Raw genomic sequence first — 13,152 nt, 5'->3', positions numbered from 1 at the left:
AGCATCCGCGCGCTCTATCCGAGCAGCTCTCCACGCCGGTGGTGTCCTGCGCAATCCAGCGTCCGCTCCGAGGAAGTGGTGAGCACTCCTTTCATTCCTGCCACGCTGGTCGAGATCATCCGCGACATCTTCCTTGCCGAGAGCAGCGGCGTGCTGACCCTTTCCCGGCCGGAGGTCCGCAAACGGATCCACTTCGATCGCGGGATGATCTTCTTCGCCGACTCGAGCCTCGAGGATGAGGGGCTCATCGATTTCCTGCTGCATGATCGGGCCCTGAACGCCCAGGACATCCCGCAGCTCGAGGGGGTCCGAGGCGACGACTGGACTCTGGCGCGCCGGCTGTTCGAGTCGGGAAAGGTCCCCCTCGAGAAGCTGCAGCAGGGGATGCGCTCGCAGATCCAGCAGGTGATGGTCTCCACCTTCCGCTGGGAATCGGGCGAGTCCTCCTTCCTGGAGACGCCCCCGGGGTCGGGGGAGGTCTTCTCGACCGACGTGGTGCTCACCTTCGAGTACCTGATGCGCGGCATCCGCTCGATGGCGGGATTCGCGCCGCTGCGGGAGGCGTTGCACCGCCTCGATCGCAAGGTCAAGCTGAGCGATAACCTCTACCTGCCGCTGGAGAAGCTGGCGCTGCATCCGGTGCAGGGCTTCGCGCTGTCGCGGGTCGACGGCACGGTCCGGATCGGCGAGATAGCCGCCCTGATCCCTCCTTCCGAGGAGGATACCGCGATGCGCTTCCTTTTCTGCCTGCTGGTGCTCGGCATCATCGAGACCGTCCCACCCCTGGGGGCCGGGCCGGTGGCGGTGCGCAGCCTGCTCTCGGGCGATCGCGAGCAGACGGAGCGCCTCGATCGGGAGGCGGCCGTGATCAAGGAGATGGGGCGCATCCTCCAGGCGGGAGAGTCCTGGACGGTGCTGGGGGTGGACGCCACCGCCGACGTCGAGACGATTCGCAAGGCCTACGACACGAGGAAGGACGCTTTCCGGAGCGATCGGTTCCTCAAGAAGACGCGCGATGCCTACCGCGACGAGCTGATGCTCATCGAGGGGAAGCTGCTGGAAGCCTACCTAGCCATGACCCAGAGCCACATGCGCTCGGCCCGGCAATCCGGCGCTTCCACCGGGTCGGTGACGACGCTCGACATGGAGACGCTCAGCAAGCGCAAGGAGCTGAGCAAGACCCAGACGCAGGAAATGCTCGAAGAGCAGGCGAGGCGCTCGGAGTTCTTCTATGTCAAGGCCCGGGAGTTCTTCAAGGCCAAGGACTTCTACAATGCCATCCAGTACTGCGAGCAGGCGCTCAAGGCCTACGACGCCGACGCCCGCTACCATTCGCTGCTGGGCCAGGCGCTGCTGCGCAACCCCGATTACCGATGGCAGAAAAGGGCCGAGCAAAGCCTGCTGAAGGCGGCCGAGATCGACCCCTGGAACGCCGAACACTTCGTCCACTTGGGGACCTTCTACCGCTCCCACAACTTGCTTCGCAAAGCCAAGAAGAGCTTCGAGAAAGCAGTCGAGGTAGCCCCCTCCCACAGCGAGGCGCTCAAGGCACTCTCGGAGATGAAAAACGTAGAGTCCTGAGCTATTTGCCGCCGGTCGACCCCGTTGACATCGGATCGTTGCATGCTATAATCCGGCCCCACGGAGGGGCGGATTTGTTCATTGAAGTCAACAAGATCCCCCCGGCTGGACTGGAGATCGATCGCGCGCTGAGCCTGCCGCCGCTTCCCGAAGGAAGTGGTGAGACGGCCCGAGTTGAAAGTGCGAGGCTCCTGGGGTCGCTCCGCAAGACGGCTTCCGATGTCGAGTTCCGGGGAAAAGTGCAGGCGGATGTCTCGCTGAACTGCAGCCGCTGCCTGACGCCTTTCCGCTTGAGTCTGGAGGCGCCCTGCCATCGGATCTTCCGGCCCGGGCCGCTCGGCAGGCCCGAATCGGAGCACGCGCTGGTGGAAGAGGATGTGGCGCTGACGCCTTTCGACGGGGTCCGGGTGGATCTCGGCGAGATGGCCCTCGAGCAGATCGTTCTGGCCGTTCCGCTGAAGCCGTTGTGCCAGCCGTTGTGCCGCGGAATCTGTCCGCGGTGCGGCGCCGATCGCAACACGCAGCCCTGCGACTGCCCCGAGGAGCCGCAGGAATCGATACCGTTGACGACGAAGATCACCCTCTAACCAACCTTTCAGGCCGGACAAATGCCCAATCCAAAACGAAGACACTCGCGAGCCCGAAGAGATCGCCGCCGGGCCCACGACGCGCTGGCTCGTCCCTCTCTCTCCCGTTGCCCCCGGTGCCACGAAGAGAAGCTGCCGCACCGGGTCTGCCCCCACTGCGGAACCTACAAAGGGCGCGACGTCATCGAGGTCGCGGACGTCTAGAGGGCCGGTGACGGGCCCGCCGATCCTCCCGATCCGCTTCGAGGTCAGAGGATGAAGCCGAGAATCGCCCTGGACGCGATGGGAGGGGACTTCGCGCCCGCGAACACCGTGGCCGGCGCCCTGATGGCGGCCCGCGAGCTGGGCAGCCAGGTCGTGCTGGTCGGCCGGCAGGACGAGATCGAGAAAGAGCTGAAGAAGCATTCCCGGGTCCCGGACACCGTCACGATCGTGCACGCCAGCGAGACGGTCTCCATGGACGAATCGCCGGCTGCCGCGCTGCGCCGTAAGAAGGACTCCTCGCTGCGTGTCGCCGCCAACCTGGTGCGCGACGGCGGCGCCGACGCGCTGGTCTCGGCCGGCAACTCGGGAGCGGTGATGGCCACGGCCATGTTCGTCCTCGGCACCGTCTCCGGAGTCGATCGCCCGGCGCTGGCGGCGGTGGTCCCAAACCTCAAGGGAACCACCGTCTGGCTCGACGTCGGGGCCAACGTCGACAGCAAGCCTCAGCACATGCTGCAGTGGGCCATCATGGCCCACATCTACGCCAAGAACCTGCTGCGCATTGCTTCACCCCGGGTCGGCCTGCTCAGCAACGGCGAGGAGGCGGGCAAGGGGAACGACGCCGTCAAGGAGACCTTCAAGCTCCTGCAGGAATCGCGCATCAACTTCATCGGCAACGTGGAGGGCCACGACATCTTCGACGGCAGCGCGGACGTGGTCGTGTGCGACGGATTCACGGGGAACGTCTCGCTCAAGGCGGTCGAGAGCGCTACCGAGACGCTGTTCCACTTCCTGAGGCAGGAGTTCTCGCGCTCCTGGAGGACGCGGCTGGGGTACGTGCTGTCGCGCCCGGCCTTCAAAGGATTCAAGAAGCGCGTCGATTATGCCGAGTTCGGCGGCGTGCCGCTGCTCGGTGTCAAGGGGACCACCATCATCAGCCACGGCCGCTCCTCACCGCGCGCCATCCGCAACGCCCTGCGCGTGGCGGGCGAGGCGGTGGAAAGCGGCGTCAACGAGCAGATCCGCAAGGAAATCGAGGAGAGCTCCCATGGGATGCGATCGGTGACCGCATGAGCCCCGCTTCCGCGTCCGTCGAAGGCCTCAACCAGTCGAGGCTGCGGGCCGTGGTGACCGGCACCGGCTCCGCCCTCCCTCCGAAAATCCTGACCAACCACGACCTCGAAAGCATGGTCGACACCTCCGACGACTGGATCACCACGCGCACCGGGATCAAGGAGCGGCGCATCGCCGGGGAAGGGGAATACCTCTCACAGTACGCCACGCAGGCGGGAGCGAAGGCCCTGGAGATGGCCGGGGTGAAGGGGGAAGACCTCGACCTGATCATCTGCGCCACCGTCACCCCGGACTGCCCGATCCCGTCCACCGCCTGCACCATCCAGGACAATCTCGGTTCGCGCCATGCCGCAGCCTTCGACCTGTCTGCCGGCTGCTCCGGCTACATCTATGCGCTGGCCGTGGCGGACCGCTTCCTGTCGGGCGGCGGCTACCGCCATGCTCTGGTCATCGGCGGCGAGCTGTTGAGCAAGTACGTCGATTGGAAGGACCGCACCACCTGCATCATCTTCGCCGACGGGGCCGGCGCCACGGTCCTGACGGCGCGCGAGGGGACCGCCGGCATCCTGGCCAACAGTCTGCGCTCCGACGGATCCATGGCCGATTTCATCACCGTCCCGGCGGGCGGCACCCGGTATCCGACCTCCGAGGCGACGGTGCGGGAACGCATGCACTACATACGCATGAAAGGGAACGAGACCTTCAAGATCGCCGTGCGCAGCATCGAGGACGTGAGCCGCGAGGTGATCACGGCCAGCGGGCTGTCGGCCTCCGACATCGATCTCTACATCCCGCACCAGGCGAACCGCCGGATTATCGAGGCGGTGGGCAACCGGCTCGGATTGAAGCCCGAGCAGGTGTTCATCAACATCGACAAGGTGGGGAACACCTCGTCGGCCTCGATCCCGATCGCGCTGGACGAGGCGGTGCGCGCCGGGCGGGTCCACCCGGGAGACATCCTCCTGTTCGCCGCCTTCGGCGCGGGTCTGACCTGGGGAGCGTCGCTCCTGCGCTGGTAGCGCGAAGCTTAGGACAACACGATGACGGCCGGACGGGTCGTATTCCTATTCCCGGGGCAAGGCTCGCAGGCGGTCGGCATGGGCCGCCTGATGGCGGACGCTTTTTCCTGCGCCCGTGACACCTTTCGCGAGGCTGACGAGGCCCTCGGGTTTCCTCTCTCCACGATCTGCTTCGAGGGGCCGGAGGAAAAGCTGAGGCTCACCGAGCTGACGCAGCCGGCGCTTCTGGCCACCAGCCTGGCCTGCGAGCGGGCGCTGCGCTTCAAGGGGATCGTCCCCGCCTTCGTGGCCGGCCATTCCCTGGGAGAGTATTCGGCGCTGGTGAGCGCGGGAGCGCTGCGCTTTGCCGACGCGCTGCGCCTGGTGAGCCGCCGCGGCCGGTTCATGCAGGAGGCGGTGCCGGTGGGACAAGGAGGCATGGCCGCGATCCTGGGGCTGCCCGCGACGCAGGTGGAGCAGCTGTGCCGGGAGGAAGCCGCCGGTGAGACGCTGGCCGCGGCCAACTACAACTCCCCGGACCAGACCGTCATCGCGGGAACCGCCGCGGCGGTGGCGCGGGCGGTGAAGGCGGCTTCGGAGCGTGGGGCCAAGCGGGCCATCCCGTTGCCGGTCAGCGCCCCCTTCCACTGCGAGATGATGGCTCCGGCGCGGGAAGCGCTGCGCCCTCACCTGGAAGAAGCCGAATTCCGCGATCTGGATTGCCCGTTGGTGAGCAACGTCGACGCACGTCCGCTGAGCTCCGGCGCGGCGGCGCGGGACAATCTCATCAAGCAGGTCACGGCGCCGGTGCGCTGGGAGGCCTGCATGCGCGCCCTGGCGGAGGGCGGAGCGACGACCTACGTCGAGGTGGGCCCCGGCCGGGTCCTCAGCTCGCTGGCGCGCCGCATCCTCCCCGAGGTCAGGACCGCGAATGTCGAGGACCCGGCTTCCCTGGAGAAGACCGTGACCCTGCTGGAGCAGCCCGCATGAGCTTCGAAGGAAGAGTGACGCTGGTGACGGGGGCCTCGCGCGGCATCGGGCACGAGATCGCCCTGCTCCTGGCCGGCAGCGGCTCGGATCTCCTCCTGGTGGCGCGCTCCAGGGGCGATCTCGAGCGCACGTGTGAGGAATGCACCGCCACCGGCGTCCGGGCCGAGGCGCTGGTGCTGGACCTGGCCGATCCGGTGTCTCTTGAAGCAGGCATTACGGAAGGAATCGGGCGCTTCGGGCGGGTGGATCACCTGGTGAACAATGCCGGGATGACGCGCGACGGGCTTCTGGTGCGCATGAAGCGCCCGGACTGGGACGCCGTCCTGGCGGTCAACCTGACCGCCGCTTTCGTGGTCACCAAGTGCGTGGTGCCGATGATGATGAAGGCGCGCTACGGGCGCATCGTGAACGTCAGCTCGGTGGTGGCGCTGATGGGCAATCCCGGGCAGGCGAACTACTGCGCCAGCAAGGCGGGACTGATCGGCTTCACCCACTCCCTGGCGCGCGAGTTGGCCAGCCGCAGCATTACCGTCAACGCCGTCGCGCCGGGATTCATCGAGACCGCCATGACCGCCGATCTGCCGCCGGCCGCGCGCGAGGCGCTGCTGTCCCAGGTGCCGCTGCGCCGGCTGGGAACTCCCCGGGACGTGGCCGAGAGCGTGCGCTTCCTGCTGAGCGAGGAAGCGGGTTACGTCACGGGAACCGTGCTCAATGTCAGCGGCGGTCTCCACATGGAATGAGGCCCGTCCGGGTCCCGGAGACCCCCGTCTCGGAAAATGTATAATACGCGCTCCCTGACGAGCGGCGCGCATCGATCCTACAAAGGAGGACAGCGGAATGACCGTCGAGGAAAAGGTCAAGAACATCATCATGGAGCAGCTGGGAGTGGACGCCGAGGAGGTGACCCCCGAGGCTTCCTTCGTGAACGATTTGGGCGCCGATTCGCTCGACACGGTCGAGCTGGTGATGGCCCTGGAAGAAGCCTTCAAGATTGAGATCAGCGACGAGGACGCCGAGAAGATCACCACCGTCGGCGAAGCCGTCAAGTACATCGAGGCCCACGCCTGATCGTACCGGCGCGGGTGGGGTGAAGCCTTGCAACGACGAGTCGTCATCACGGGAATCGGGATGGTCTCCCCCCTGGGGGTCGGGACCGAGGCCAACTGGTCGGCGCTGCTTGCCGGCCGGAGTGGCGTCGGCCCCATCACGCGGTTCGACGCCGCGGCCTATCCCTCCCGGATCGCGGGCGAGGTGAAGGCCTTCAACCCCGAAGACTTCATTCCCAAGAAGGACGTCAAGAAGATGGACCGCTTCATCCATTTCGCGCTGGCCGCAAGCCAGCTCGCCATGGACGATTCGGGCCTGGCGATTACCCCGGCGAACGCCGAGCGGGTCGGCGTCTACATCGGCTCCGGCATCGGCGGCCTGCCCTCGATCGAGCGGCAGCATGCTTCGCTGCTGGAAAGCGGTCCGGACCGCATCTCCCCCTTCTTCATCGTGGGGCTGATCGTCAACCTGGCCTCGGGCCAGGTGTCGATCCGCTTCGGCGCCAAGGGGCCCAACCTGGCGGTCTCCACCGCCTGTGCCACCGGCAGCCACAGCATCGGCGACTCGTACGAGATCATCAAGCGTGGCGATGCCGACGCCATGATCTGCGGCGGCACGGAAGCGGTGATCACGCCGCTGGCAGTGGGCGGGTTCTGCGCCATGCGCGCCCTGTCGACGCGCAACGACGCACCCGAGAAAGCCAGCCGCCCCTTCGATTTGCTGCGGGACGGCTTCGTGATGGGGGAAGGATCGGGCATCGTCATCCTGGAGGAAGCCTCCCTGGCCGAGAGGCGCGGCGCGCGCATCTATGCCGAGCTGGTCGGCTACGGGCTCACCGGGGACGCCTTCCACGTCTCGGCCCCATCCGCCGATGGCGACGGGCCGGTGCGCGTGATGCACGCGGCGCTGGCGGACGCCGGGGTCGGAGCGGAGGCGATCGACTACATCAATGCCCACGGCACCTCCACGCCGGCGGGTGACAAGGTCGAGACCCTCGCCATCCACCGCGTCTTCGGGGAGCATGCCCGCAAGGTCGCGGTCAGCTCGACCAAGTCGATGACCGGGCACCTGCTGGGAGCGGCCGGCGGGCTGGAGACGGCGATCACCGCGCTGTCGGTGGCCCATGACATCATGCCGCCGACGATCAACTACGAATCACCCGACCCGGAGTGCGATCTCGACTACGTTCCCAACCAGTCGCGCAAGAAGACCGTGACCTACGCGCTGAACAACTCCTTCGGGTTCGGCGGGACCAACGCATCGCTGCTCCTCAAGAAATACTCCGGAACCGCGCCGACGCGAGGCAGGTGAGACGGTGAAGATAGGCGTCTGCATCAAACAGGTCCCCGATACCGAGACCAAGGTCAAGGTCGCCGCCGACGGCCGCTCCCTGGACGCAGCGGGCGTCACCTTCGTGATCAGCCCTTACGACGAGTACGCCCTGGAAGAGGCGCTGCGCATCAAGGAGAAGCAGACCGGCGAGGTGGTGGTCTTCTCGGTGGGGGACGAGCGCACGGGCACCTCCCTGCGCACCGCGCTGGCAATGGGCGCGGACCGGGCCGTGCACCTCAAGGACGCGGCCTTCGAGGGCTCCGATGCCGTCGGCCTCTCCCGCATCCTGGCGGCGGCGCTCAAGCCCGAGGCCTTCGACCTGATCCTGATGGGCAAGCAGGCGGTGGGGACCGACCGCGGCCAGATCGGACCGCGCGTCGCGGAGCTGCTGGGGCTGCCGCATGTGTCGGTCGTCACCCACCTTGAGGTCGGGGAAGGAAGCTTCCGCGCCCACCGCGAGATCGAAGGGGCGCACGAGATCGTCGAAGGAGCCACCCCCGCCCTGGTCACCGCGCAGAAGGGATTGAACGAGCCGCGCTACGCCTCCCTCAAGGGGATCCTGGCGGCGAAGAAGAAAGAGATGAAGGTTCTGGGTGCCGCCGATCTGGGGATCGATCCGGCGACGGTGGGGCATGCCGGGGCGCGAACCCGCTGGGAGAAGCTGGAGCTGCCGCCGGCGCGCACCGCCGGCAAGATGCTGAAGGACATGGAGCCGGCCGCTGCGGCGCATGAGCTGGTGCGCCTGCTGCGCGAAGAAGCGAAGGTCATTTAGTGTCGCGTACCAGAAACCGTGTTACATTCGGCCGCCGATCCATCCCGTTTCGCTGCGTTGCGTCTCGCTTGCGTTGCCGCATGGGTACGCGGCGCTTCAACGCGCCTCGCGATCCGGGCGCCTCGACGGCCTCGGTGTTAACTCGATTTCTGATACGCAACACTTAGGAGAGTTTCCGCTTGGCCAACGACGTCCTGGTTTTCATCGAGGTCCGCGGCGGTCAGATCAAGCGCCCGTCGCTGGAGGCCCTTTCCGAGGGATCCAGGACCGCCAAGGCGCTGGGGGGAAAGCTGATCGCCCTGGCGATCGGGGCGGGCTTCTCCGGGCAGATGGGCTCGATTGCCGCCCCGGGCCTCGAGAAGATCCTGGCGGCCGACGACGAGAAGGTGGCGCTCTACCAGCCCGAGATTTACGCCGCGCTTCTCGCCGACGCGGTCCGCAAGACCGGCTGCGGCATCGTCTTTCTTTCCGCCACCGCGATGGGCAAGGACCTGGGGCCCCGCGCCGCCGCCAAGCTCGAAGCGGGGCTGGCCGCCGACTGCACGCATCTCGATGTCGAAGCCGGGAAGCTGAAGGCCAAGCGTCCCGTCTACTCGGGGAAGGCCATCGCCACGGTGGTCTTCGAGGGAAGTCCGATCTTCGTCTCGCTGCGCCCCAACGTCTTCCGGATGGAGGAAGTCCCCGCCGGCAGCGCACCGGTGGAGAAGCTCGAGATCCCGGGGGATCCGGCGGCGCTGCGTGCCCGGACGGTCAGCCTGGAAGCGAGCGAAGGGGCCGAGCTGGATGTCTCCGAGGCCTCGATCGTCGTCTCGGGGGGGCGTGCCATGAAGGGGCCCGAGAACTTCGCCCTCATCCGCGATCTGGCCAAGGCGCTGGGAGGCGCGATGGGCGCCTCGCGCGCCGCCGTTGATGCCGGCTGGATCGATCACCAGTACCAGGTGGGGCAGACGGGCAAAGTCGTTTCCCCGAACCTCTACGTCGCCATCGGCATTTCGGGGGCCATCCAGCACCTGGCGGGGATGTCGAGCTCGAAAGTGATCGTCGCGATCAACAAGGATCCCGAGGCCCCGATCTTCAAGCTGGCCGATTACGGCATCGTCGGCGATCTCTACGAAATCCTTCCCCGGCTCTCGGAGGAAGTCCGAAAGCTCAAGGGACAATCTTAGGGGTGCTTCCTCGTTGAGGCCCGAGAGGGGCGATCTCCGGATCCGCCAGATGCTGGAGACGATCGAGGAGAAGACCCTCCACCCGCGCGCCTGCCTCTCCTCACGCTCCCGCGGACGCGTCGTCCCCGAGCCGCCCGACCCAATCCGCCCCTGCTTCCAGCGCGATCGCGATCGCATCATCCACTGCAAGGCGTTCCGGCGCCTCAAGCACAAGACGCAGGTCTTCCTCGCCCCCACCGGCGACCATTACCGTACACGCCTGACCCACACGCTCGAGGTGGCGCAGATCGCCCGTACCATCGCCAAGGCGCTGCGCCTCAACGAGAGCCTGGCGGAGGCCGTCGCCATGGCGCACGACCTGGGCCACCCACCCTTCGGCCACGCCGGGGAGCAGGTCCTGAACAAGATGGTGCGCGGCGGGTTTTCGCATTACCGCCAGAGCCTGCGCGTGGTGGACCGCCTGGAGAACGACGGCAAGGGGCTCAATCTCAGCGCCGAGGTGCGCGACGGGATCGTCAAGCATTCGAAAGGGGAGGGGAGCATCCTGCCGGATGACCCGCGTAAGCGTGCCCGCACGTTGGAAGGGCAGGCGGTACGAGTCGCCGACATCTTCGCCTATGCCAACGCCGATTTGGACGACGCTTTCCGCGCCGGGCTGCTGCGTCCCGGGGACGTGCCCCGCAGCGTTCTGGACACCCTCGGTCGATCCTCTTCGGCGCGCATTGCCACGCTGGTCGAGGACGTGGTGCACCGGACGCTGCGCGCGGGGCTGGAGCGCATCGAGATGAGCCGCGAGGTGCTGGGGGCGTTGAACCGGCTGCGATCCTTCCTTTTCGATCGGGTCTACCGGAACGAGGCGTCCCTACGCGAGTTCCGCAAGGCGGAATATGTCCTGATGCGCATCTGGGAGCATGTGCGCAAGACGCCCGGCGTCCTGGGAGAGAGCGCCCGGGAGGGATCGCGGCACCAGGAGCGCCTGGTGCTCGACTTCGTGGCCGGGATGACCGACCGCTACGCCATCACGCTGTTCGAGGAAATCGCCGTGCCGCGCCCCTGGGTGGGACTGTCGGATCGCCCTTCGCGGCTCACTTGAGCACAGCGCTCAGGGGGGGTCTTCAGGAGGTGAGAGGGCCGGTCGAGCCGCACTGATCGGGATCTCTTAGTCGATCCAGTCCTCCGCCCGGTTCCGGTCAGCCTTTCTCGGCTCAGACTTCCCGGAAGATGAACTCGTTCAGCGGCTCGATGCGCTTCTCGAAGCTGTCCGGGTAGAGGAACCAGGCCGTGGCGGCCACGCTCGACAGCGTCGAGTTGCCGTCCTGCGGCGTGAAGCAGAAGCCCACCACCTCGGTGCCGTTGTGCACCGCGAGCGTCCCCACCACCACGACGGTCTGGTTCAGGATCCGGCCGAAGTGCCCGTAGTCCCGCCCGAAGGAGAAGACCACGTTCGCCGTGTTCTTGTAGGTGAGGGCGACCCGCTCGTCCGCAGCGAAGCGCGCCTTGATCGCCTCCACCGTCGTCGGCTTGCGCACCCGGATGTTGAACCAGATGGTGTGCATGTACTGGGTGTTCATCTTCATGGCGGACGAGAAGAGGTTGAGCTGGTAGCCGAGCGTGGCGAACAGGTGGTAGGCGTCGCGCGCATGGTGCGTGCCGAACTGCGGGTCCTTGTGGCTGCCGACCTGGGGCGAGGGGACGAAGGATCCGTCCTGGCTGATGTCGTTGGCGCGCCGCACGCAGACGAAGCGTCCTTCCACCAGGTTCTCGGGCCCGCCGTCCTGCAGGGCGATGACGTCCACGAGGACCGAGAGGTTGTGGGTGTTGCACGAGACGATATGGATGAACTGGTCCTCGCCGCGCACCAGGGCGCTCTCGTTGATGCCGCGCGCGTACATCTTGCCGAAGCCGAACTCGCTTCCCTGCGCCAGGAATCCCAGGGTGGTGTCGCGATACTTCTCGTAGAACTGCGTCTTGTTCTGCAAGCCGACCGAGGACGGGGTGCAGTCGATGACCACCGACGCCTGCCGCAGCGCCTCGTGATGCTCGTAGGCCGGCTCGATGCCGATATCACGAAAACCCTTGCGGGCCGAATCATCCACCGCGAGTCGCGCGCCGCGCTTCATCAGGTTGAGGACCTTGGGACGATCGGTCGTCAGGGGAGTGCGCTTGTGGAAGGTCACCTCGTCGATTCCGAGCGGCTCCTTCATGCTGGAGAGAAGTCCGATCAAAGGCTCGCCGATGGTGCCCGTGCCGACCACGTGGACCACCTTTTTCGTCGCCATTCCTGCTCCTTGGTGCGTGGAGGGCACGGTGCGTGCCGGCCTCTATCCCACGGATTTTCAGTAGGTTCAGCCTGGAAATCTACCGTGGGCCATCAAGTCTGTCAAGCGGAATTCCGGCGCGGCGGCGTTCCTTGACAGCCGCTCGCCGCGCTGGAGTAGAATGGCCGGGCCGCTCGTTGGCAGTCCCCGGCAATGTCGCGCCTTGAGGCGCAGGAAAGGTCCCGGTGTCATCCTCCCCTCCCGGGCCATCGATTCCGGTCCGTGAGCTTCTCTCCGAAACGCTGGCCGAGATCGGGCTGGTCCTGGTGGCCGGCCGGGGCGGTCTCGATCGGCAGCTCACCCATCCGAGAATCCAGAAAGCGGGCCTGGCGCTGACCGGGCCGCTGGATCAGCTCCGCCCGGGCCGCGTGCAGATCCTGGGGCTCTCGGAGATCTCGTTCCTCGATCAGCTCTCTGATACGCAGCGGCTGCGGCTGGTGCGCGGATTGTTCGAAGCCGGCTTGACCTGCTTCGTCCTGGCGCGCGGACTGTCCTATTCGCCCGATTTCGTGGGGTTGGCGGAGCATTTCGCCACACCGCTGTTCGCCAGCCCGCGCCCCACCTCCGAGGTGGTGGAGGCGCTCGGAAGGCTCCTCGAGGACCAGCTCGCTCCGCGCCAGACGATCCCCGGGGTGCTGCTCGACATCTACGGCCTTGGCGTGCTCCTTCTGGGTGACAGCGGCGTTGGAAAAAGCGAAGCGGCGCTCGATCTGGTGGTGCGCGGTCACCGGCTGGTCAGCGACGACGTCGTGGAGATCATCCGGCGCGACGAGGTGCTCACCGGGACCGGGCCGCGGCTCACCCAGTTCCACATGGAGCTGCGAGGCATCGGCATCATCAATATCAAGGATCTCTTCGGGGTAGCGGCGGTGCGCGAGCGCAAGGACATCGAGCTGGTGGTCCGCCTGGAGCGCTGGGTGGAAGGGAAGAGCTACGAGCGGCTGGGCATGGACGAGCCGGGCCACGCGCTGCTGGGCCTGCAGCTCCCTTTCATCGAGATTCCGGTGACTCCGGGCAAGAATCTCTCGGTCCTGCTGGAGGTGGCGGCGCGCAACCAGCTTCTCAAGCGGCGTGGCTATCATC

14 protein-coding genes are annotated in these 13,152 nt (G+C 66.7%); 13 read left to right on the top strand and 1 reads right to left on the bottom strand.

The features are described 5' to 3' along the window. Window positions 1-78 precede the first annotated feature (78 nt). The 12 genes from VFW45_08020 to VFW45_07965 all read left to right on the top strand — a co-directional run bounded on the left by VFW45_08020 (window position 79) and on the right by VFW45_07965 (window position 10,844). Window positions 79-1,581: a DUF4388 domain-containing protein gene (locus VFW45_08020; GenBank protein HEU5180725.1), complete on the top strand. Its 1,503-nt coding sequence runs from the start codon at window positions 79-81 to the stop codon at window positions 1,579-1,581. Window positions 1,582-1,655: 74 nt separating this feature from the next. After that, window positions 1,656-2,168 carry a DUF177 domain-containing protein gene (locus VFW45_08015; protein ID HEU5180724.1) on the top strand — a complete coding sequence of 171 codons (513 nt, stop codon included), beginning with the start codon at window positions 1,656-1,658 and terminating at the stop codon, window positions 2,166-2,168. A gap of 21 nt (window positions 2,169-2,189) precedes the next feature. After that, a complete protein-coding gene (gene rpmF / locus VFW45_08010) occupies window positions 2,190-2,372 on the top strand; it encodes a 50S ribosomal protein L32 (protein ID HEU5180723.1) in 183 nt (60 codons plus the stop codon). A 51-nt stretch (window positions 2,373-2,423) separates the two neighbouring features. Then, a complete protein-coding gene (gene plsX / locus VFW45_08005) occupies window positions 2,424-3,446 on the top strand; it encodes a phosphate acyltransferase PlsX (protein ID HEU5180722.1) in 1,023 nt (340 codons plus the stop codon). Then, window positions 3,443-4,465: a beta-ketoacyl-ACP synthase III gene (locus VFW45_08000; GenBank protein HEU5180721.1), complete on the top strand. Its 1,023-nt coding sequence runs from the start codon at window positions 3,443-3,445 to the stop codon at window positions 4,463-4,465. Before plsX ends, VFW45_08000 begins: the two co-directional genes overlap by 4 nt. 21 nt (window positions 4,466-4,486) lie before the next feature. After that, window positions 4,487-5,434, top strand: coding sequence for an ACP S-malonyltransferase (fabD, locus tag VFW45_07995; GenBank protein ID HEU5180720.1), 948 nt, complete (start codon window positions 4,487-4,489; stop codon window positions 5,432-5,434). Continuing rightward, window positions 5,431-6,174 carry a 3-oxoacyl-[acyl-carrier-protein] reductase gene (gene fabG, locus VFW45_07990; protein HEU5180719.1) on the top strand — a complete coding sequence of 248 codons (744 nt, stop codon included), beginning with the start codon at window positions 5,431-5,433 and terminating at the stop codon, window positions 6,172-6,174. The genes fabD and fabG overlap by 4 nt, the downstream gene beginning before the upstream one ends. A gap of 97 nt (window positions 6,175-6,271) precedes the next feature. Next, window positions 6,272-6,502: an acyl carrier protein gene (gene acpP / locus VFW45_07985; GenBank protein ID HEU5180718.1), complete on the top strand. Its 231-nt coding sequence runs from the start codon at window positions 6,272-6,274 to the stop codon at window positions 6,500-6,502. A 27-nt stretch (window positions 6,503-6,529) separates the two neighbouring features. Next, window positions 6,530-7,792, top strand: a complete 1,263-nt coding sequence (gene fabF, locus VFW45_07980) for a beta-ketoacyl-ACP synthase II (GenBank protein HEU5180717.1) — start codon at window positions 6,530-6,532, stop codon at window positions 7,790-7,792. A 4-nt stretch (window positions 7,793-7,796) separates the two neighbouring features. After that, window positions 7,797-8,585, top strand: coding sequence for an electron transfer flavoprotein subunit beta/FixA family protein (locus VFW45_07975; protein ID HEU5180716.1), 789 nt, complete (start codon window positions 7,797-7,799; stop codon window positions 8,583-8,585). Between the two features lie 179 nt (window positions 8,586-8,764). After that, window positions 8,765-9,751, top strand: coding sequence for an electron transfer flavoprotein subunit alpha/FixB family protein (locus tag VFW45_07970; GenBank protein ID HEU5180715.1), 987 nt, complete (start codon window positions 8,765-8,767; stop codon window positions 9,749-9,751). Window positions 9,752-9,764: 13 nt separating this feature from the next. After that, entirely contained in the window at window positions 9,765-10,844 is a 1,080-nt protein-coding gene (locus VFW45_07965) for a deoxyguanosinetriphosphate triphosphohydrolase (GenBank protein HEU5180714.1), read from the top strand. A gap of 112 nt (window positions 10,845-10,956) precedes the next feature. Here VFW45_07965 and VFW45_07960 read toward each other — a convergent pair whose 3' ends face one another. Continuing rightward, window positions 10,957-12,030: a hypothetical protein gene (locus VFW45_07960; protein ID HEU5180713.1), complete on the bottom strand. Its 1,074-nt coding sequence runs from the start codon at window positions 12,028-12,030 to the stop codon at window positions 10,957-10,959. Between the two features lie 224 nt (window positions 12,031-12,254). On the opposite strand from VFW45_07960, the gene hprK reads away from it, so the two are divergent. Next, on the top strand, window positions 12,255-13,152 hold an 898-nt coding region (hprK, locus tag VFW45_07955; GenBank protein HEU5180712.1), incomplete at its 3' end, for an HPr(Ser) kinase/phosphatase.

This window comes from Candidatus Polarisedimenticolia bacterium (genome assembly GCA_035764505.1).
Taxonomy (GTDB): domain Bacteria; phylum Acidobacteriota; class Polarisedimenticolia; order Gp22-AA2; family AA152; genus AA152.
Note: the sequence above shows the minus strand (reverse complement) of the source record. Positions and strands in the feature narration are given on the sequence as shown.

Coding starts and splice junctions, on each gene's coding strand:
- acpP (HEU5180718.1), top strand. CDS start 6,272: ATGACCGTCGAGGAAAAGGTCAAGAACATCATCATGGAGCAGCTGGGA.
- plsX (HEU5180722.1), top strand. CDS start 2,424: ATGAAGCCGAGAATCGCCCTGGACGCGATGGGAGGGGACTTCGCGCCC.
- fabG (HEU5180719.1), top strand. CDS start 5,431: ATGAGCTTCGAAGGAAGAGTGACGCTGGTGACGGGGGCCTCGCGCGGC.
- rpmF (HEU5180723.1), top strand. CDS start 2,190: ATGCCCAATCCAAAACGAAGACACTCGCGAGCCCGAAGAGATCGCCGC.
- VFW45_07960 (HEU5180713.1), bottom strand. CDS start 12,030: ATGGCGACGAAAAAGGTGGTCCACGTGGTCGGCACGGGCACCATCGGC.
- fabD (HEU5180720.1), top strand. CDS start 4,487: ATGACGGCCGGACGGGTCGTATTCCTATTCCCGGGGCAAGGCTCGCAG.
- VFW45_08000 (HEU5180721.1), top strand. CDS start 3,443: ATGAGCCCCGCTTCCGCGTCCGTCGAAGGCCTCAACCAGTCGAGGCTG.